At 44.9% G+C, this 21,122-nt stretch carries 20 protein-coding genes; 4 read left to right on the forward strand and 16 right to left on the reverse strand.

The features are described 5' to 3' along the window. Positions 1-67: 67 nt before the first annotated feature. The 14 genes from ACWXW9_RS26880 to ACWXW9_RS26945 form a co-directional block, all read right to left on the reverse strand. Positions 68-613 (reverse strand): hypothetical protein, encoded by a 546-nt coding sequence (locus ACWXW9_RS26880; RefSeq protein WP_483870898.1) that lies wholly within the window; start codon positions 611-613, stop codon positions 68-70. 340 nt (positions 614-953) lie between these two features. Continuing rightward, positions 954-2,054 (reverse strand): toxic anion resistance protein, encoded by a 1,101-nt coding sequence (locus tag ACWXW9_RS26885; protein ID WP_192512340.1) that lies wholly within the window; start codon positions 2,052-2,054, stop codon positions 954-956. 100 nt (positions 2,055-2,154) lie between these two features. Next, on the reverse strand, positions 2,155-2,835 hold the full coding sequence (locus tag ACWXW9_RS26890; protein ID WP_494931876.1) for a hypothetical protein: 681 nt from the start codon (positions 2,833-2,835) through the stop codon (positions 2,155-2,157). 58 nt (positions 2,836-2,893) lie between these two features. Beyond that, positions 2,894-3,925, reverse strand: a complete 1,032-nt coding sequence (locus ACWXW9_RS26895; protein ID WP_404521101.1) for an ATP-grasp domain-containing protein — start codon at positions 3,923-3,925, stop codon at positions 2,894-2,896. Next, positions 3,922-4,755, reverse strand: coding sequence for an HAD family hydrolase (locus ACWXW9_RS26900; protein WP_494931877.1), 834 nt, complete (start codon positions 4,753-4,755; stop codon positions 3,922-3,924). The genes ACWXW9_RS26895 and ACWXW9_RS26900 overlap by 4 nt, the downstream gene beginning before the upstream one ends. Then, entirely contained in the window at positions 4,752-5,903 is a 1,152-nt protein-coding gene (locus ACWXW9_RS26905) for a cysteine protease StiP family protein (RefSeq protein ID WP_494931878.1), read from the reverse strand. The genes ACWXW9_RS26900 and ACWXW9_RS26905 overlap by 4 nt, the downstream gene beginning before the upstream one ends. Continuing rightward, entirely contained in the window at positions 5,900-7,240 is a 1,341-nt protein-coding gene (locus ACWXW9_RS26910; RefSeq protein ID WP_494931891.1) for a phosphoribosyltransferase family protein, read from the reverse strand. The genes ACWXW9_RS26905 and ACWXW9_RS26910 overlap by 4 nt, the downstream gene beginning before the upstream one ends. A 52-nt stretch (positions 7,241-7,292) precedes the next feature. Beyond that, positions 7,293-8,507 carry an HpcH/HpaI aldolase/citrate lyase family protein gene (locus tag ACWXW9_RS26915; protein WP_494931879.1) on the reverse strand — a complete coding sequence of 405 codons (1,215 nt, stop codon included), beginning with the start codon at positions 8,505-8,507 and terminating at the stop codon, positions 7,293-7,295. A gap of 124 nt (positions 8,508-8,631) precedes the next feature. Further along, positions 8,632-9,366, reverse strand: coding sequence for a TerC family protein (locus ACWXW9_RS26920; RefSeq protein ID WP_494931880.1), 735 nt, complete (start codon positions 9,364-9,366; stop codon positions 8,632-8,634). A 26-nt stretch (positions 9,367-9,392) separates the two neighbouring features. Continuing rightward, positions 9,393-10,652 (reverse strand): TerD family protein, encoded by a 1,260-nt coding sequence (locus ACWXW9_RS26925; protein WP_494931881.1) that lies wholly within the window; start codon positions 10,650-10,652, stop codon positions 9,393-9,395. A gap of 102 nt (positions 10,653-10,754) precedes the next feature. Then, positions 10,755-11,336 (reverse strand): TerD family protein, encoded by a 582-nt coding sequence (locus tag ACWXW9_RS26930; protein ID WP_023987194.1) that lies wholly within the window; start codon positions 11,334-11,336, stop codon positions 10,755-10,757. A gap of 33 nt (positions 11,337-11,369) precedes the next feature. Beyond that, the gene (locus ACWXW9_RS26935; RefSeq protein WP_494931882.1) at positions 11,370-11,945 is read right to left on the reverse strand and encodes a TerD family protein; all 576 of its coding nucleotides are present in this window, start codon (positions 11,943-11,945) and stop codon (positions 11,370-11,372) included. A 47-nt stretch (positions 11,946-11,992) separates the two neighbouring features. Then, complete coding sequence (locus ACWXW9_RS26940) at positions 11,993-12,586, reverse strand: TerD family protein (RefSeq protein WP_431090231.1); 594 nt, start codon at positions 12,584-12,586, stop codon at positions 11,993-11,995. 28 nt (positions 12,587-12,614) lie between these two features. Then, positions 12,615-13,061 carry a tellurite resistance TerB family protein gene (locus ACWXW9_RS26945; RefSeq protein ID WP_494931883.1) on the reverse strand — a complete coding sequence of 149 codons (447 nt, stop codon included), beginning with the start codon at positions 13,059-13,061 and terminating at the stop codon, positions 12,615-12,617. A gap of 419 nt (positions 13,062-13,480) precedes the next feature. On the opposite strand from ACWXW9_RS26945, the gene ACWXW9_RS26950 reads away from it, so the two are divergent. Next, complete coding sequence (locus ACWXW9_RS26950) at positions 13,481-14,914, forward strand: hypothetical protein (protein WP_494931884.1); 1,434 nt, start codon at positions 13,481-13,483, stop codon at positions 14,912-14,914. Between the two features lie 111 nt (positions 14,915-15,025). On the opposite strand, the gene ACWXW9_RS26955 is transcribed toward ACWXW9_RS26950, so the two are convergent. Continuing rightward, entirely contained in the window at positions 15,026-16,618 is a 1,593-nt protein-coding gene (locus tag ACWXW9_RS26955; RefSeq protein WP_494931885.1) for a response regulator, read from the reverse strand. Between the two features lie 341 nt (positions 16,619-16,959). On the opposite strand from ACWXW9_RS26955, the gene ACWXW9_RS26960 reads away from it, so the two are divergent. From ACWXW9_RS26960 to ACWXW9_RS26970, 3 genes are read left to right on the forward strand one after another with little or no spacing between them, the layout of a single operon-like run. After that, a complete protein-coding gene (locus tag ACWXW9_RS26960; protein WP_494931886.1) occupies positions 16,960-17,871 on the forward strand; it encodes an ABC transporter ATP-binding protein in 912 nt (303 codons plus the stop codon). Then, on the forward strand, positions 17,868-18,803 hold the full coding sequence (locus ACWXW9_RS26965; protein WP_494931887.1) for an ABC transporter permease: 936 nt from the start codon (positions 17,868-17,870) through the stop codon (positions 18,801-18,803). Before ACWXW9_RS26960 ends, ACWXW9_RS26965 begins: the two co-directional genes overlap by 4 nt. A gap of 35 nt (positions 18,804-18,838) precedes the next feature. Then, the gene (locus ACWXW9_RS26970) at positions 18,839-19,537 is read left to right on the forward strand and encodes a DUF4097 family beta strand repeat-containing protein (protein ID WP_494931888.1); all 699 of its coding nucleotides are present in this window, start codon (positions 18,839-18,841) and stop codon (positions 19,535-19,537) included. Positions 19,538-19,808: 271 nt separating this feature from the next. Here the strand turns inward: ACWXW9_RS26970 and ACWXW9_RS26975 are convergent, their stop codons facing one another. Next, positions 19,809-21,116: an MFS transporter gene (locus tag ACWXW9_RS26975; RefSeq protein WP_494931889.1), complete on the reverse strand. Its 1,308-nt coding sequence runs from the start codon at positions 21,114-21,116 to the stop codon at positions 19,809-19,811. Positions 21,117-21,122 lie beyond the last annotated feature (6 nt).

Consider the following 21,122-nt stretch of genomic DNA (forward strand, 5'->3'; position numbering starts at 1 on the left):
TTTAATATCTATTCTTTTAAAAAAAGCTTTGTAGGATTCTCACATTACAAGGCTTAGTCCGTTCAATCTACCATCTGCGGCGTTCGTCGCCTTTCAGGGGAAAGTCGCTCAAATCTCCGAGTTGGTCATGCGCATCTTTGTAAATTCGGATCATGGCTTGTACCTTGTTAAAGTCGCTGTCTTCCGGGCCGAATCCTTCCATATACATTTTTTGAATAATGTTTTGGAAAAAATCCATACGTTCGCGGACGGAATCCTGCTCGATTTGCAGCACATCTTCAAAGCTGTGTTTCTCTGCAAATTCAGACAGCTCATCAAATTCCTGTTCCTGATATCGCTCTCCCCGGGTTTCAGGATTGAGATCAATAGAGGTGCGCAAGGCTGACAACAAAATATTTTCCCGTACCAGCATGACATGAAAATCTTTGTTCTTAAACAGGTCTGCCACGATCAGACGGCACATTTCCTTGTTTTGCAACAGAATTCCGTCAAAAGGATGCAGCGTCCATACACCGTAATTAAAAAACAAATTGAAATTAAAGCTGCTGCTCCCATACTGATACACAATGTTGATTTTCGATTCGTCGATGATTTCAAATGAAAATTCCAGCATGCATTCTCCTTTGGGATTCCAATATTTAACTCTATCCTATCAGAAAATGCATGATTTTCAATAAAAAAATTTATTTCACAGCATCATTTAATTCCACGATAGAATCTGCTTTTTCGTTACTGGCAGCTACAAGCAGATAGACAATCACACACCCCAAAATAAAGGACATCATACGCTCGTTCTCTCCTTTGTTATTTCACTTTTTAAGAGTTTATGCACGAGATTGCTATGTATGATTATCATGTCCTTTATTAGCTGCCCCCAAACCAAAAAAGACGCCTTTCAGGATCGCCCTGGCGTCTTTTCAATAGGTTAGGTCCATTATTCTGCATTTGTAAAATCAGTTCAGAAACGAGCTTAGTCCTTCGGAGGAATCTTTATCCTTCAAACTCTTCGGCTGTTCCTTCCCCTCTATACCCAGACGTTGGCTGAGGTTGGCGTTGATTGCCGTCATTTTGCTCGTATAATCATGGCAGCTTTCAATAATTTGACGGTTGGATTTTTCGGACAGATCCAAAGCAGATACCAAATCGCCAATCGCCTGATTCACAGCTTCCAGTGACATAGAAGGCTTGCTAAGTAGATCTGTCGTTCTCTCCGTCGTCGTTTTGAGAAGCTTGGCATTTTCCTTGAATTGATTCTCAATCGTACGATTCGTGGCATCCACGGCTGAAATGATTTTGTCCTGATCCGCTAGCGCCATCGCAATCATAGCCGATACAGTGATCAGATTCGATGTTTTATCAATGGCATTATTTACGGAATCAATCAGTTTATCATTATTATCATTAATGATATCCGTTGCTGCAATTGCCTGATTGTAGAGTAAAATCATTTCGGTCATCGACTGCGTACGAGTAACCACCTTGCGCAGTCCCCGTTCCAGATGAGGCTTCCGCGTTTCATTCTCCGGCTTGGCAATCTCAGTCTCGAACAGCTCCTTCAACCGATTGCCAAAGGCGATCTTCGTCTGCAAATTGTAGATTTCCTCAATGGAAGCCTTTTTCAACTGTCTCATACCGACGATGTTTTCTTCCAGATTGTCCTTACCGTCTCTCAAGGCAGTAATGATTTGCTCAATGTTTGTTTTGACCGACTGATATTTGTAAATGTAGTTCTTCAGCGGGCTTTTCCGCAGAAGCTTACCGAAAAAGCTCACATTTTTGCTCTGCTGGAGTGTTTCGCATTCATCCCGCAGCTTTAAGATCATGTTCGATACCTCGGCCCGGTCGCCGGACATAAGGTCATTCACTGGACGATCTAGCATTTTAAGAGTCTGTCCCGCACGCTCCTGCGTTTTAACCCCCAGCTTCCCGATGTCGTCCATTAAGGTATCCAGGCTCATGACATCGCTCTGTGACACCTTCTGAATAAGCTGTGAAGCCTCCTCGGTCACCTTTTGTTCGTCTTCTTTTTTCAATTCAGCCCATGGGGTCGCCATAACGCTAACCTCCTATCCTCAACAATAACTGTTATCCAAAGGCTAATAATTATTGTTGAGGGCAGCTATGCTGCTGATTTTTTATTTTCATAAAAATAGCCTACAATTCGGAACTGCTGTACCGCTGGTGAATCAGCTCAGCTTTGGTTTGTAATTCCATCAGATCCTTGTGCTCCACTGTGGATACAATCACCGATATTTTGCTATCCACATCCCGCAAACCGTTTAATAACGTTCTCCGATTGGTTCGCTTGGCATCACCGCTGAGCCGGAGAAATGGATTAATCAGTCCATTCAGATCCTTCAAAATCAATCTCCGAACGGTGTGGTTTACTTCGCTGTTATTTAATTCATGCAAAAGCGGAATCACCCGCTGTAAACGTGCGAACAGAGCCAATGCCTTCTCGACGATCTCGTTATCGAGCGCATCCTTTTGCCCCTCGGAGATTACCATATCCTCCAATACCTCCAGATACTCCATGACCTGAGCAAATTCGCTGCTCACCTGTTCTGATAAGCGTGGTTTCTCAATTACAGGCTCTGTTGGTGCCGAGGATTCCTTTTCAATCTTTTGTGTCTCAACAGCTTGTGCCTGCTCTACCGGTATAACAGAACCCGTCAGATTGGGTCGGGGATGGCGGATAGCCATAACGACGTTGTATCCCCCTAAACCAATGATCGGAATCGCCAAACACACAAACAATGGCAACCAAAAACTCAGCAAAAGCGCAATCAGATAGCTGGCCACGGCAATCGTGGTTCCCCACATTTTTGACGTCATAGCTTGTACCTCCTGACGTAAACCCTTACCATATTGTAGAAAATACACTCTACATGTGTCAATGTAAGGATTTACGTATGGTGATTGGCTGCTCGATATGACTGGCTAAAATGTCGTATTGCGGATAAAGCGGACCCACCTCGTGACCCAAAGCCGATTTCACCGCCAAATAAGGAAAATTAATGCCGGACAAGCATGACACATGTAGTCCACCAGACATCCGCGGATTGATTTCCAGCAGTTTGGGACGCTCGCCGTTATATTTTACCTGAATGTTATAATTATAGGGAATGTGATATGCATCAGCGACCTTATGCGCCACATCCAGCAGCTCGGTATGATGCTCCAGCAACCGTAATCGCCCTCCCGCCTTCCTGCGCGGAACTGCTGCCAGCAGCTTTCCGTTTCGGTCAGCCAGGCAATCAATACTGTATTCATAGCCCTCCAGCAGCTCCATCACCATCAGGTTGGGGAACGACTCTGTGGATGACAATACACGATATGCCTCTTCGAACGAGATATGGTTCAGTGCATGACCGAACAGCTCCTCCAGTGGATTACGCTCGTTGTCGATGATGCGAAAACCCATTCCGCCCTCTGCATTACATGGCTTGAAGCATACCTTATGCTCGCGTGCCGTTAACGTCTCATAAGCCTGTTTAAACTGCTCTGCATTGCTGGCAATGGCATAATCGGGAATCGTGACAATATCCTTTTGGCGAATGGATTCGTAAAATAAATCCTTTTCCATCAACTGCTCCAACAGTTCGGTATCCCGGCATACGATGACCTTCGTCCCAATTTCGTCGAACAGATGAAGATTCTTGCTAATATCGAGCATATTCCACCGTGGAATAAATACATCAATTCCGTGACGCTGGCAAAAATCCGCACAATAACGTGCATACTCCACGCCACTTGTGCGCGGCTCCACCTCAGACACATCACTGGCCTGTAGTGCCATATGCTGCGGGTCCGAGTGCGTCGCATAGATCTCGAACGGAATACCGTCCTCATTGTTACGAATAGCATTCATATAATGATACGCAACCGAAAACCAGCGGTTAAAATACACTTTGACCTTCTTCACAGAGCCTTGTCCCCTATCTCTCTTGAAATGAGCTGTACTTCATGGACATAAGCCACAATCTCGTCCGCAGCATATACACCCGACACATCCGTAAAACGGTAATTGACCTCCAGCTTATCCCGCAGCTGTTCCCGGTACAGCTCGCCATGACGTGGAGCAATCGCATAGTCGGCATAATCCAGTAGACAACGGTCCAGCAAAGAGTCGCCGGACGCTACAACAGGCCCTCCATCCGTGAGGTTACGGATATGCTCCACGGCTGCCTGCTTATTTACAGCCGCAGGCACCAGATACACCTTGCGCCCCTGAATGGATACCTCCCAGCCCATTTCACGCATAATTCGCGCTTTCTCCAGCACCTGCTCCAGCGGCATCCGATCCCGTTCAATAACGAATGCGTAAAATAACTCGTCGCAGAAACGCTCACTCCTAACCCAATCCTCATGCAATACCCGTCCGAATACATGACGTGCTTCTTCCACATTGGCACCTTCTCGGCGTACCTGCTCGTGAATGCGGCGATTCCACTCCCGATCCACCTCGCCTCCGACGATGATGTTACCGCCATTACTGGTCACGGCATATGCCGGAACCAGTTCGGTTTGAAACACCGAGATCCGTCCATACTGTGCCATCGTGCGGGTCGTCACAGGCATAAACATCACGTCTTGCGGCAGTGTCTTCAGCAATTGGAGGGCCTGTGCTGAAATAAACGCAGCCGTTGTCCCTTCAATCTGTTCAGCAGGCAGTAGCCCAGGCGACTCCAAAGGCACACCAAGTGAACGTTTGGAGTAAATCAGTGTCTGATCCAGATCGCTTGCGTAGATCATTCTTGTCCTCCCTTGAGGGGCTTGATGATCCCGCAGCAGGAATAGGTCAGCCCTTTAAATACCTCCACAGGCACTCCCCGGTCCTTTGCCAGCAGCACGATATGCCGGAGATTCGGGTTATCCTCACGGTCAATCAGGATTTTCCACGGCACCCTGCGCAGCAGCACACGGGTCGTCTCCCCCACGCCGGGCTTGACCAGATTAATATCCTGAATACCAAAAGCCTTTTGGATCGCCTCAATATCACGTAAGCCCTGCCATGTCACCGCAGGTGGATTCAATGTCATCTGTTCAGCATACGTAGCGGCGGTTTCAGCCACATGTTGAAAGTAACCGCAAACCGTATCCACAAATGTGTTGGACTGATCGACCGACCGCCAGGATTCGTAAAATTTGGCTCCATGGAAATCGTCCGGGCCTATCAGGTCGTCGCGCAATACCGTCCGGCTCATCAGACCCGATACGGTCGAATTCAGACAAGCGCTCGGGATCAAATAATCTTCCCGTGTACCGAAGGTATCCGAGCAGCTACCCGGATCGGCCAGTACCGCCAGATCATCATTCAGGCGTAATCCGTAATCCGCGTTCATCTCACGGCAAGCCTCGATCAGCACCTGCCGAATCGCCCCTTTTCCCGTCCAGCCATCGACAAACTGGAGCTCAATATCCAGCCCATGCTGCTGTAAAATATACAAAATAGCATTCCGGTCAATGCCTTTGCCGCGAATAATGGAAATGCTGTAATGCGGCAGGGAAACGCCGTACTTCCAGTCAATATACCGCTTGATCAAGATACCGATGGGTGTTCCTGCTCTGGCAAGCGAAACAATCACGGTGTTCAGGCCCCTTTTTCTCACAATCATTTCAGCCACAGAGGCTGCCGCTAATGCAACTTTTTCGGCCGATTGGGCAAGTGTTTCGTGAAACAGTGCAATATACTCCGCAGTAGGCTCATATTCCACCGGAAGCATTTCTGAATAATGGACTCCCGACTGAATCGCCCCTTCACGATCCTCCGTCCCTTTTTCCAACGTAACACGGCTCAAATCCTTCAATAAAAAGGTCACATCCGATGTAGGGTAGCTCCCCAACGGCTCGGGCGGATGGATGTTCTTCTGCTGTATTTGCTCAATGAGTGTCTGCTTCATATCCGCGCTCCTTTGCTCTCCTGCCCGGTTAACCGGTTAAAATAAACAACATGTACTTGATCGCAGCCAAGACGGGCCAAAGCATCCAGCATGGGCTTCATTCGCTGCGCATCCGACTCCCTTTCGATCAAAACAAAGATCTCGTCATACTGACCAGGGGCTACATTATAAATAAAATTGCGTACCGTCCCATCATCAGGCGAAGGATAAGGTACGCCACAAACTACGCCATACCCTTCCTCACGATAGGAATACACCGGACTGCGCGTCGTCGACTGATAATACACATTCGGGCCTAACTCCGCTGCGATTCGCATCGGAATGTACATAAATTCCCCCGTACCCATCACCAGCGTGCGCTGCCCTGAGCGAAGCTTCTTCAATCGTTCCGCAGTACGCGTAATTTCCGCATCCAACGCAGCATTATCGACGGATTGCAGGCCGAAACGACCTGTATATTTCAAATAAGGAGCCTTATTGGCGTATCCGTCCGTTGAAATGGAGCTGTGTACTACCCGTTCAAAACCAGACGCATCCTCTGCAAAACAGTGGTCAATTATTCCAGAAGCGTCTGTCGTACCCTCTGCTATGCTAGTAGCGGCATGTTCTGCGTGCCCGGCCCGTCCAGTGTATTCTGCGTAATCCAGCATCGGCACTCCCTGTACCTCAATCTTTCCTTTAAGCAAGCTTAAAGGCGTAATCGTAATGCCCAGCTCTGCCTCCAGTTCGATGAAAGCCTGCTCATCGCTGTCTGTCCGCCAATCCAGTAACGAAGCAATTACATATTGCTTTCTCGGAAAATGTGCCTGAATATCCCGAATGATATTAAGGGTCGTTTTGCCCGTCGTAATTTCATCATCTACCAATACGATGGGACCGTCTCCCGCAAATGCATGCTCATCCAGTGCATAGCAACGATGATCAACAGCGTGCGAATGCTCTTCTTCAAATCGAATGATCGGCTGAAGGCCCGGAATATCCTCGCGCGTCGTATGAATATACGAAGCACCGTCCGCAAACACCTGGTACATGGCGTGTCCCAGCGCCGTAGCCGTCTCCGCAAAGCCAACAAACTTGATCGGCTCCGCAAAAACCAAACGTTCGTCCATTAGCTTACGATAGGCTTCCTCGGCATAATCTGAGTCCAGAAGCCCCTTCACAGCCTCTCCGATCAGCTCGTCCATCTGTTGTTCCGTCTGGGGTACAAGCTCCTTGTACAGCAGTATCGCAAGTGCCGCTCCACTCAACAAAGAGGTGTATGGGTTTACCGGAATATGCTTGCCCAGCACCTTGCTGACAAACAAAAACGAACGCTTCTTGTTCACTCGCGCCGCCATCGCAAACAGCTTGTCCACAGGAAGGCGGAATGGATTATGTGTTTCGGTAATTTTAACGCTGAACTGCTCCAGGATAGGTAGCAGATGTGTTTTCGTGGTTGGGTAAGAGACTGACAAAATGTTGTTGTTCATGTAACACCCCGTATACTTTTGATCTGTTTATAATACGATGAGCCCAATTTAAATGGGGCTTAATTTCATTCATTTTGTTGGCATAGGTGCTTTTGAATACACCCAGACTACCATCATTACGCTCTACAATCGCGAGGGCATCCATATACTCTTCATGTGTGACCGAGTACATAGCCTGTACCGGCTTGATATGGGAAGGATGGATGATCGTTTTGCCGATGATGCCATTTTCCTTGTCCATCATGACCTCACGGATCAGTCCGTCCACCGCATCTGAAATGAAGTCCATCCGCAAATTGCGTCCTTGCTTACCAAATGCATCCTCAAAGGGCGACACTCTTAATTGAGGCTTAAATACACGTTCCCGATGGGAGAAATATTCCCACACTGGACCAGAAATGACATAATCCGAGTCTACGCGTCCAAACAGGTTAATAATATCAGCGATGCAATCCCGAATGACGGCAATTTCATAGATTGTAATATCCGGGCTACGTCTCAAGCCAAACAGGCTGGAAAAATCAGTTGCCCCAATTCGCACATTCAGCACATATTCCTGATACTCGTCCAAAATCTCTTTGATCGACAGCAGCTCATTCCAGCGGGTTTCCCGGTAAATGATGTTGGAGCTTTCGAGGATCGGTAATCCGTACAACACAGGGATGTTCTGTTCAGCCTTCCCCCGGTTATATCCGGCAATGAGTTCAAAATACGCCCGTCCATTATTTGAAGAAAACTTGGGCAAAACAAAGCCCGTCAGTAGCGACAGAGATTCTCCCAACCCGTTCAGTAGCCGTTCTAACTGTTCCACAGACCGGACACGTACAAACAGCAGCGGTAAACTCTGTTCACTCATCACGCCTGTCCGTACAAACGAAAATAGTTGAAGCAACTGCTGTGCCAGCGACTGTTCCGCCTGTCCGACCTGCTGATCTCCAATGGCATCCTCCAAATCCAGCATGACCGTCGTCAATCCTTCATGTTTTCCATTCTTGATCTCTTCCGCTACTTCCGAACGGGTCGCAGGCATGTACAAAGCCGCCCCTATCGCGTAAGCCAATATACTTTTGGGGGATCGGTTATTAAATTCTGACGGCGGCGTACAAAAGATCGCCTCTACTTCCTCAGAGGTCAAATCATTAAAATATTTCAGGGCCTTCTCCTCCTCTTGCTCTTTCTTGCCTGACTGAAGCCCTGTGCCTCGGGTATAAAAGAAATCCCCCCTTAAGTTCAGGAGGGATTTCGCTATACTTTGTACATTAAGCCTCTTCGTCGGCCTTTTTCTTTCTTTTCGCCGAGCTAATCACCATTGTGCCTACAAAGACGGCAATCAAAATGCCGAAGAACAAGAGTTGCGGCATATGAAAGCCAAAAGCAGCAGCCAGCATTTTACCCCCGATAATGGCGATCAGAATAAAGGCTGTCTGTTCCAGTTCCGGAAATTTATCAATGAGCTTGAGGAACACTTGAGCAACACCACGCATCATCAGAACGCCGAGAATACCACCTAGGAACAGAACCCATACTTTCTCGCTCACACCAAAAGCGGCAATGACACTGTCAATACTGAAGGCAATATCCATCAGCTCGACCATTAATACCGTTTTCCAGAAAGAAGTAGGTTTGTTTTTTACTTCTCCTTCCGCTTCGGACTTGAATAAGCCCTTGTAAGCAATAAAGAGAAGATAAGCCGCTCCCAGGACCTTAATCAGCGTGAACTTAATCAGGAACGTACCCAAGCCGATGGCCAGGAACCTGAATATATACGCACCCAAAATCCCGTAAAATAGGGCTCTCTTCTGTTGCTCCTTCGGTAAATGCTTAACCATAACCGCGAGAACCAAGGCGTTATCCGCTGACAAAAGACCTTCCAGCAAAATGAGAGTCCCAATAATCCCCCAACTCACTGGATCAGTAAGCGTCGCTACAACATCGCTCCATGAGAAGAAATGGCCGTAGTTCTCGCTGATATTTTTAAATAAATCATTCAACATGAAAAGAGTGCCTCCGATAATTCAGTTTATTTGCTACCCTGCGACCAGCGCATGCCCCAGTTATGTGCGCGATCCAACTCACGATGACCGCCATGGAACTGCACGAGTCTTTCAATGCTGAACGTTTCATCGTTCACGTTTTGGAGCATGGCAATCGCACACATTCCCTTGCGGTTGTCATGTTCGTTCAGGTGAACGACAATGTCCGGTCCGTCCTTCTGGTGCAACGTGACCACCCCGTCCGCCTGTGACCAGTTCGTGACCCCTTCATAGATGAAGGTAAACACCAAAATTCGCTTGATTTCAGAAATTTTAGCGCCGTTGATGCGGAGATTTTCCCCTGTTTTCACAGAACCAGTACGGTCGTCGCCGTCCAAAGCAATGTACGGGAAGCGATTCAGCGAGCCGAAAGCTTCACCCAGCGCCTGAACAACACCTTTATCCCCGTCCTTCATCTCATACAAGCAGCCCAGATCCAGATCGACACCCTTGGAGCCACGACTGAAAAAGCCCTTGCTCTGCTGCACCTGATTCCAGTTCAGATTGATCAGGAGTTCCCCTAATCCGCCCGAGCCTTTTTTCAGATTGATGGTGTCGCCCTTCTTCTTCAGCTCAATTTTGCGCAGATTCAGATTCACCGGTGTTGCAGATGGCTCTGGCTTCGGAGCAGGAGGTGCTGGTGGCGGTGTTGGTGCTGGCTGAGGGGTTGGAGACGGTGGTGTAGGCACTGGCGCCGGATTATTTTCCACTTCAATCCCAAAATTAACGCACAACGCATCCAATCCACCGGAAAAACCTGCGCCAATCGCGTTGAATTTCCATTCCCCGTTATGACGATACAGTTCACCAATGACAATGGCCGTTTCCACTGTAAATCCGCTGTCCAAATTAAACCGTAAAACCTCTCCGCTAACCGGATGAGCAAAACGAATGAATCCACCTTGAACCTGTCCAAAATTTTGCTGTTTCTGATCCGCATCATAAATCGTCAGCGTGAACGCAATCTTCTCAATATTGGCAGGAATCCGCGTTAGATCAAGAGCAAATTGCTTTTTGTCACCGGACTGTTGTCCGCCTGAATAAGTGATGAAGGGAGTGGTCGGATTGTTATAAAAAATTAAATCCTCATCGCCTGATACTTTTCCTCCAGGACCCAGCAAAAATGCCGAAGTATCCAGTTCCAGAGACGCTGGGGACTCCCAGCCAATCCCTACGTTGACATGGGTCAGACCCGGATTCGTTTTCGTTAAATCCGCCTTCTGTCCCTTTACTACGATAACAGCCATGATTGTGTCACCTTTCTGTCCGTTTGTCATGTGTCAGCGTACGCCCATTCAATCGCTTAAAAAGAAAGGGTAGCGCCCTATGGACACCACCCCAAGTGGATATTATTGAGCGTCCAAGCCATAGTTTTTAGCAAGCGCACCCAATCCACCAGCAAAGCCGCTACCGATCGCCTGGAATTTCCAGTCCGCATTCTGACGGTAAAACTCACAGAATACCACGGCCGTTTCGGTGGAGAAATCCTCTCCCAAATCGTAGCGCAGCACTTCACGATCCGTCGCTGCGTCTACCACACGTACGAAAGCATTGGACACTTGACCAAAGTTTTGCGCACGTGCCTCGTAATCATAAATGGTAACCGTGATCCCGATACGGTGGATGTTCGCAGGAATCTTCGAGAAATCAACGATGATTTGCTCGTCATCCCCATCGCCCTCACCTGTGCGGTTATCGCCTGTATGGGTCACAGATCCTGCTCCGCCTGTTGGATTGTTGTAAAATACAAAATCATCCGCAGCTTTGGCTTTGCCATCTTCATAAAGCAGGAACGCCGAAGCATCCAGGTCAAAGTCCGCGCCACCGCTGTATTTATTCGTATCCCAACCAAGACCTACGACAACACGTGTCAAGCCGGGATTGGTTTTGGTCAGATCAATACGTTGTCCTTTGGAAAGACTAATGGTCATACCGCATACCTGCTTTCTTTGTATGAATTTTAGTTACGCCAATCCGTAATCGCGAGTCAAACCTGCAAGACCATCCTTGTAACCACTACCGATGGCACTGAATTTCCACTCACCGCTGTTACGATACAATTCGCCTACAACGACGCCTGTTTCGATCGAGAAATCTTCTCCAAGGTCAAAGCGAATCAATTCTTCATTGTTTGCTTCATTTACGATACGAGCATAAGCACGGGACACTTGTCCAAAGTTTTGGCTGCGTTCTTGTGCTTCATAGATTGTAATCGTAAAAGCGATCTTTTCAACGTTAGCTGGCACGCTGCCCAAATCAATTTTAATTTGCTCGTCATCTCCGTCACCATCACCCGTACGGTTATCACCGGTATGAACAACAGAGCCGTTCTCATTTTGTGGGTTATTGAAAAAGACGAAGTTCTTATCCGATTCTACTTTACCTTCTGCATTAGCCAAAAATACGGATACGTCCAAGTCAAAATCCTTACCGCCGTCATATTTGTTCGTGTCCCAACCCAAACCAACCGTGATTTTGGACAAGCCTGGATTTGTTTTCGTCAAATCGATCTTTTGACCTTTGGATAAGTTAATTGCCATGATAAGAACCCCTTTTCCATAATTAAGTTTGGTATTTGTAAAATAAATTACATATAGCGCTGAGCCAGCACATTAATATGTGCGGCATTCGTACCTTCACCGATGGCAGCAAACTTCCATTCGTCGTTATGACGATAGAGTTCTCCACAAACCAATGCAGTCAGCCCTTCATAATTATCTGATAAATTAAACGTCACCAGTTCCTTGGAATTAGCACCATCCAGAATGCGGATATACGCTTTCTCGATCATGCCAAAATCCTGTTTCCGGTTTACGCAATCATATATATTTACAACAACAAGCACTTTGTGGACACTGGCAGGAATACGTGCCAAGTCAATCACAATTTGTTCATCATCACCGTCACCTTGTCCAGTCAAATTATCACCGGAATGTACGATAGAGCCGCATGGGCTTTTTTTATTGTGGAAGCATACTACGTTATCCGATTGAGTCAGTTTTCCGTTTGCGTCCAGTAAAATGGCAGAAGCGTCACAATCAATATTCGGTTGCTTCTTGATGCCAAAAAATCCTTTGGACTGCACCGGGTCCCATCCCAATCCGGCAATAACTTTGGTTAGACCTGCGTTTCCTTTGGTCAAATCAATTTTCTGGCCCTTAACCAGATTAATTACAGCCACTGATTAATACACCTCCCTTCCGTAAAATTTACAGACTAAATTCAGACGGATTCAAACCCAGCGCACCGCAAATTTCAGCGACAATTCGTTGTTCATCTGCATCAAAGTCACCGTCAGCAGCACCAATGGCACTACATACGCCAACGACGAGTCGGCCCACTTCAGGCTTGCCTTTCAATTTGCCAATCGCTTTCAGTGCTTCCTGTTTGCCGATTTCAGGCGAAAATTCAAAGTTCGCTACATAGTGATTGAAACGGCTAATGACCTCTCCCATATCAAACACTTTCAATTCCTCACTGAGATTTATGTATCCGGCCATTTTTGCTTTCTCGTCCGGACTAATGGTACCGTCAGCAAAGGCTACCAGCGCACAACCCGCAACAACAGCTTCCATGAAATCTTTATTCTTAAACTTCTTAACCTGGTCTCCAAGACCCTTTTTAGTTGTATTCAGCCAATTTTTAAATGTACTCATGTTGCCCTCCACAAAATCGTATTTGGGTGAAACGCATCCTAGTTAATTTCTTCCTTTACTATAACCTGAATTACGATCTTTTTCTACAATAATATACAAAAATACGGTAAATACGATCTATTTTTTATCGGTATCCTCTCTATCTTTAGCCCTATTTTCTGCTGAAAGGCCCTCTTCCATCATCTATCATTTGGTACCCCAATTGCAAGTCCGTAGATACCTCGCAGGTACGTTCATATGGATATGTGGCTAAATACAGCCCTATGCTGCCTTCAATAATAATCATTTGCCTTTGGATAACTATAATTATTTAAGACGGATTGACAGTTTGAGAGGAACAAGCTATTATTCTATCAAATTACAAGTATTTCGCTAGGAATAATATAAAATAGTATAGCCTATTTAGGAGGAAATTTCACATGACCGCACCTTTTGCTAACCTAAGACCATCCTCTTGGAAAATGATTCCCCTATCCACCGCCCTATTCATCGCTGCCTTTTCCAGCCCTATTGATTCCTATGCCGCACCCGCGGCAGCCCCGATCGTCCAACAAGTAAGCATCCCCGGTTCAAGCAATATTACTGATTCGGACAACCAGCTCACCTATCTAAAAGACCGTTTTAACATCCAATTATCCTCCACCCCGACAAAAGGGGAATATATCGTCGCTCTTGCCACCGTGCTGAACCTGAACAGCTCAAGTACAGCTTCTGAGGACAAAAACACCGCCTTCACAGGCCTAAACTCAAATGACCCGTTGTATGCCCAAGCGGCAGCACTGTATGCAGAAGGTATTCTGGATAACACTGACGTAAAACCGTCTGTTCCCCTGACACAAAACGACGCGATCCGTATAGCTGTAAAAGCCGCTGGATTGACTGAGTTGGCTGCTACATACTCTGAGGATAAGGCGCAGGCTGTGCTGACTAAATCGGGGATTCGTACATTGGCTGGAACTGTTGAGACCCGTCTGGCGGCCTCGCAGGATCTGGCAGTCGCTGTAGATACAGGACTGCTGCCGCAAAGCGTGCTGTCCTCCTTCCAGCCGGACGAGCAAGCCGATGCGTCATTCACCGCCGAGGTGCTAAGCCGTGTGCTGGCATTCCACGGCGAATACAAAAATACCGTCGGTCAAGTACAGGATGACGATATTTTTGCTAAAATCCATCAGGCCTACGATACACAGATACTCGTTCAATCCCCGGAGCTGCAAGCCCTGTTCGACGCAGGACTTCAGCAAAATCTGTTCACAGGCTACAATATCAAGGACAGCCGCTATGATGCCCATTTTGATCCGAAGCTGTCCCTTACTTACGGACACAGCGATCTCAAGCACGCGATCCAACTGATTGGGCTGCTTCGCAGCGAGGGGATTCAAGCCAAAGTACAGTTGGAGCCGAAAACTTCGGCTTTTGTATATTTGAAAGAATGGGGACAGCCTGTCCAGACCGAAGACTATAAAGTCGTACAAATCAACAACGGCAACTATATCGCCTACTCCAAGGAGTATGGCCTTGCCCTCGAATTTACGACGATCGGGCAGAAGAACCGTTTTGACACTATCATCAACCAATACGCCAAAAAGAACAGCAAAGACCAAGCTGGCCTGATCGCTCAGTCCTGGTGGCAGCCGCTCTATTACTCCCTGTCCTCCCCCGGCTCAGCCTACACAAAGATTGCGAACAACCGGGTCAACGCAGGACGCTATTACGCCCAGTCCTTTTCGCTGACGGACAAGGCTTCCTCCATTACCGATGGCTTACGTAAAATCAAGCCCGGTGTAGAGGTGGAAAGCTATCACTTCTGGGTGGATGCTCCCTTTTATCGTTATTTGAACGGGGAAGCTCAGTGACCACCTGTGGTCTATAATCTCTCTTGCAATCACGTTGTCTTAGGACATAATAAGATTTTTCTATACCCTCATTCTTCTTAAAGCTCTAATAAACGGAGTTGCTCGCAGGTCTTAACAATCTGTGAGCAACTCCGTTTTAGCCTTTTCAATCGCTTCGTCACGACTCTGCACTTGCATTTTTGCATATATGGTTGAAATATAGTTTCGAACGGTCCCTTCAGACAAATGAACCTTACCTGCAATGGCCTTATAACGAAGCCCTTCTGTTAAACAGTGAAGAATTTCGAGCTCACGATCTGTCAGTCCATAGGGATGCTTAACCGTTCCAGTCATTTGCTGAAACAGTGTACTTGCTACTTCCTGTGTTATCATCGTTCCTCCATGGTGCACTAGCCGTATCGTAGCTGCCAGCTCTCTCGGATCAATTGACTTTAGTACATAACCATCGGCACCCAAAGCAAGTGATTTCGTAGCATACGAAATGTCATCAAAGGTTGTAATCATAACAACACGGATATTCGGCCAACTTTCTTTAATTAACTTAGTCGCGGCAATGCCGTCCATCTCAGGCATATGCACATCCATTAGTACAACGTCTGGTGGATCGCTGGCACACCGATCTATAGCAACTTTCCCATCTTCCGCAGTTTGAACTCGGAAATCCGGTTCATTTTTGAGCAACAGACATAAACTGTCCCGGATCAGTAATTGATCATCCACCAATAATACCTTGATTTCTGGATTACAGGCATCTGTATCCTGAAGTTGAGGTATGGAGCAGGTCACGATCGTACCCTCATCCTCCCTTGAATGAAAGTATAGCTTGCCCTGAAGAGAAGAAAGCCGCTCTTTCATTCCCGAAAGCCCAAATCCGAACTTAATATCCTCGCTTCCTTTCCCATTATCCTGTACCTGTATAATGATCTGACTACGGTCATAGTGAAGAAGCACCTGAATAGAGTTGGCCTGTCCATGTCGGCTGGCATTAGTCAATAATTCCTGTAAACAGCGGTACAAGGTCAGTTTCGACTGCTTTATGACAGGGAACGGCTCCCCCATTGTTCTAAACACAACATGGATCGCAGTGTTTTTTTTGAATTCATTAATTATATTAAGCAAGGATATATCCAAAGAAGGCTCTTCCTCCATCGGGTCCATCTGGTGAACTTGCTTCCGGATATCTTCAAGCCCTGTTCGGCCAAGTTGAAGCACAGATTGCAATCTTTTAGTTCCCTCTTCAGAAGAGACATGGGGTCGTAACGTTTCCATACCTAAAATAATAGAAGTGAACGTATGACCAATCGAGTCATGAAGCTCGCGGGCCATCCGGTATCTTTCTTCCAATAATGTCATGTGTTCAACTTGAGTCGAATATTGCTCAAGTGTTTTGTACTGTTTTTTAATTAATTCAAGTTTTTGTTTGATTTTATCTATAGAACGAAATGCCTTTTGTAGTCCAAAACCAATACCGTATACAAAAGAAGCATCCATTAGATTTTGGAATACGTCCTCCAATGTCCAGTGAAATGCCCCTCTTCCTCCTAGGCAGAACATAAGCAACACAAGGGGGAATGTTATCGCATGTGATCGGCCACGGCTATAAAATGCAATGGTAAAAACAGCAGGCAGAAACAGCCGGATAAGCTCGTACTGATAAACAAGCAGCAGAGAAATCCCACCCACTATAAATACTTCAGTCAACATATACCATCGGTAATACCTTCGTGCAATAAACAAAGGTAATGAGTAGCAAATCAGAACAGAGATAAAGACAACAGAGAAAGGGAAAGACGGGTGGTCCTGATACGATAAAATAACAAAGCATATCAACCACAAGGTTCGAAATACTGCAACAATCCATTCTTGCCACGTCCAACGTATGTTACATTCAAACATGCAAAGTACCCCATTCTTCTATAATTAAGGTAATTTTTTCAATCTTTTCATCATCATAACAAGGTCATGACATTTTGTCACTAGGGAGTATGACTGCGCTTCTGATACTTTATAAATAATCAAAACTTAAGCGGGGGAGGAGAACGCGATTGTCACTGTTACAGATTCGCAATTTAAGCAAAAAGATTGGGAAGAGGACCATTGTAGAGGGATTGTCTTTTGATGTGAAAGCAGGAGAAATTATGGGGCTCGTTGGTCCGAATGGAGCAGGGAAAACGACCACTATTCGAATGATTGTTGGATTAAGTTCAAAATCAGGAGGACAGGTATTTATCCAAGGAAAAGATGTTGGTCGATCCTTTGAGAAAGCAATGAGGCATGTAGGGGTAATTGTGGAGAATCCGGACTTATACAAGTATTTGTCCGGTTATGACAATCTGATTCATTTTGCCAGAATGTCTCCAGACATTTCTTCGGAACGAATTCAGGAAGTGATTTCACTGGTTGGACTTGAGGACAGCATAGATAAGAAAGTAGGGACATATTCTCTCGGAATGAAACAACGACTTGGGCTGGCGGTGGTACTTATCCATAAACCTTCCTTACTTGTACTTGACGAGCCAACAAATGGACTAGACCCAGCAGGAATCAGAGAACTTCGAGAGCATCTAATTCATTTGTCTCAAAAGGAAGGGGTTGGTGTCCTTATTTCTAGCCATTTGATGGCTGAAATGGAGCTGATGTGTGATCAAGTAGCTATTTTAAATAAAGGAAAACTGATTGGTATTCATTCTGTCGCTGAAATGATGGGAAGTAAGCTCGCTCCAGTTCGATTCGAAGTTGACAGACCTGAGTTGGCTCTTCCAGTACTCCAATCTCTGTTGGCAGGTAAAGAAATTATTGCGGATCAACAAACTTTACAGGTCACCGTTACAAAAGATCAAATCCCAGAAATAACAAAAAAGCTCATGGACACGGGGGTGAACATATACAGTGTTGAGATCACGAAACAGACACTAGAAGAGAAATTCATTGAAATCACAGGGGGGATCGAAAAGTGATTCAGTTAATTCGCAATGAGAACATGAAGATTTATAAGCGTAAACGTACCTGGATTATCATCATACTGCTTATTTTGTATGTCATCATTCAAATGGCTAATTTAAAAAGCTCCGGAGTCACCGATTATAATGAAGGTTGGAAAACACTTTTACAGCACGAAAATTCCAAGCTGACAAGAGATGCAGCAAAGTCAGATGCATTACCTATTGAGAAAAAAATGGCAGCAGAAAAAGTTCTTATGAACCAGTATTACTTGGATCACAATCTTCCCCCTCAATTAAGTCCCTGGAGCTTTACGGTTAATCAAGCCAGAAACTTAATTGTAGGTATTTCTATGTTAGCCCTTATTGTGGCGGCAGACATTGTAGCCTCGGAATTTTCTGCGGGTACGATTAAATTTTTATTGACCCGTTCAGCAACACGCACAAAAATTTATTTTGCCAAATACATTTCCACTTTATTATTCGGGCTATTTTTGGTTCTCCTCACATTTCTGGCTGCCGTATTTTTCGGTGGGTTAATGTTTGGTTTTAATGGTATTGGTGATTCCTACTTGTTCGTTAAGGATCAAACCATTCAGCAAGCAAATATGATTCAAGCGCTATTGGGTGGATTTTTGCTAAATATCCCCTTTATGGTACTCGTGTTGACATTTGCATTCATGATTTCCGCTGCATTCCGCAGTGTAACGTTTTCTATTGTTTTCTCCATGCTAACAGCTATTGCAGGATTCGTCTTAAGTATTACAATGAATGGATGGTCCTGGACAAAATACTTTGTTTTTTCCAACACAGATCTAAATTCTTATTTTTTCGGAACAGCACCAGTGGAGGGAATGACCTTGGGCTTCTCCCTCTTCATCCTTCTCCTTCATCTTGTCGCTATGCATCTCATTTCATATCCTATTTTTACAAAACGAGATGTAACCTAAATCTATAATTATTATATTGAAATGGAGTGAATGTAATGAAATGGATTACTACTTTAATGATTTTTTCAATGTTACTGTTAACTGTAGCTTGTTCTTCGAAACCAGCAACATCTTCAAACAAGGAACTTGAATTATCTGCAGCGAATATTTCCAGTTTGGTTTTAGATAATAGTAACGGAAAAATAGAGGTTATTGGGAAAAAGAATATAGACAAAATACAAGCTAGTGTCATTGCTACTGGTAACAATATGGATAAACTAAAACTGAGTCTGGAAGGAAAGGACGGAGTAGCTACACTTAATGCATTCTTTGAAGGACAGTTTATGTCAACGGGTGCCCAAAACGTAGATATCAAGCTAACAATTCCGGAACAGATCAAATTAGAAATTAAACACCCACACAGAGATGGTGATATTCAAGTAAACCATTTAGCCTCGGATGTAAGCATAGACAATGTTAATGGTAATATTACACTTCAAGAAATCGGAGGAGCGATTGATTTAAAAAATAGAGATGGAGAAATTACTATTCAAGATTCCTCCTCAGATGTCAATATTGAAAATGTAAATGGACATATTAAAGCAGATAAAATTGGTGGAACTGCCTATATTGAATTAGGTGATGGCTCTCTGGATATTGATCAAGTTTCAAAAGATGTAGTAATTATTCAAAGTGGAAATGGCAAAGTAAGCGTTGGTGATGTAAAAGGAAAAGTGACTCAAAGCAAAAAATAAATGAAAAAGGCTGGCTTATGGAAAATGGCATCTATGTGATGAAAGAGCTTGATTATACAAGCAATCACAGCCAAATTCTAAGACAGCCTTTTTTTCTTTGTCTTTTTACCTCACAGCTACAGGATGAAATCATCTAGGAATCCTACTTACACTAGCGTACATACATTTAATAAAACTAAGAAAATAGGCCAACTTTAGTTGGCCTATCAGTTCAAGTCCAATATCCTCACTCATAATGAGTAAATGTTTAATATTATTGAGAAGGCTTCGTTTATGAAACCGATACCTGTTCCTTCTCCCCTGCTTTTTCAAGGAACGGTTCGGCACTTTGACTGAAAAAATTACGAAGTGATTTGTTCCTATGAGCCATGATACCAATCACAAGAGCAACTGCTCCCGAAGCAAGTGGAAGGTATATCCAATGAATTCTATCCAACAATATTCCGTACAGCCATATGCCGAGTGGAGTTGCCAGCATAGTCATCGAACTGATCACACCGAAAACCCCGGCTCTGATATGCTCTGGAGTATACAACTGTACATAAGATATCATCGGAACATTGCTCATCGAATTGAAAAATCCCGTTACCGCCAAAATGAAAATGTAGATGACAGTTATCTGTAATAGATTTTCTGACGTGAATGGGAACAGTATTGGAAAGCACCACGTCAGAAATAAAATGGCTTGAAGCTGAAACAAAATAAATATCTTTGTAATAACAAATTGATGTACTTTCCGACGTGAAACCAGAATTGCTCCCGCAATGACTCCCACGAACCATGCTCCTTGAATGACAGACAATTGCTGAGCTGAAAGTTGAAGTTCCTGATAAGTCACATACGGTAGTACGACCTGAATTAGCGGAGCAAGAATAAAATTGATACCGACAAAAATGGCAAGTAAATACTTTATGGCTTTTTGCTTATTTATATACGCAAACACATCTTTTACACTCTCTAAATAACTTGAGGACACTGTTTCTTCATCAGACTTTCTAAATTGTAACCACAGTTGCATCAAGCCAGCCGCAATAAATGTTATTCCGTTAATCATCACAATCGTTTCCAATCCCCAAGCTCGGTAAGCAATTGCACCCAGTATTGGGCCAAGTACATTAATGATTGCTCCGATGCTTTGATAAGAAGAGTTCACGCTATGAACGCTCTCTCTCTCTACTAAATTGGGAATCGAAGCATTTAGCGTAAGAAAAGTAAACGATTGAATTAAACTTAATATGACTGAGAACACGGCAAGTAACATAACATTCGTCGAATCCAACAGAAAGATTGGTAAGAAGCTCAGTAAAGCTATTCCGCTTAACATCTCGGTTAGGACAAGTACTTTCTTCTTATTGCTCCTGTCTATAATTACTCCTGCGAAAATATTGACAAATACTCCGGGCAGGATTGACAAGCCGAGCACCATTGAAAAGATGGTTGCCGATCCAGTGATATCTAGAATATATAGACTTAAAGCAAACTTAAAGATCGAACTTCCTAGCTCAGATATAAGCCTTGTCACAGAGAAGATGAATAGATTCCGACGAGCATAAAATGAGAATTCCTTTGGATGATTCATGAGATC

Source organism: Paenibacillus sp. LT-B23 (assembly GCF_059417685.1).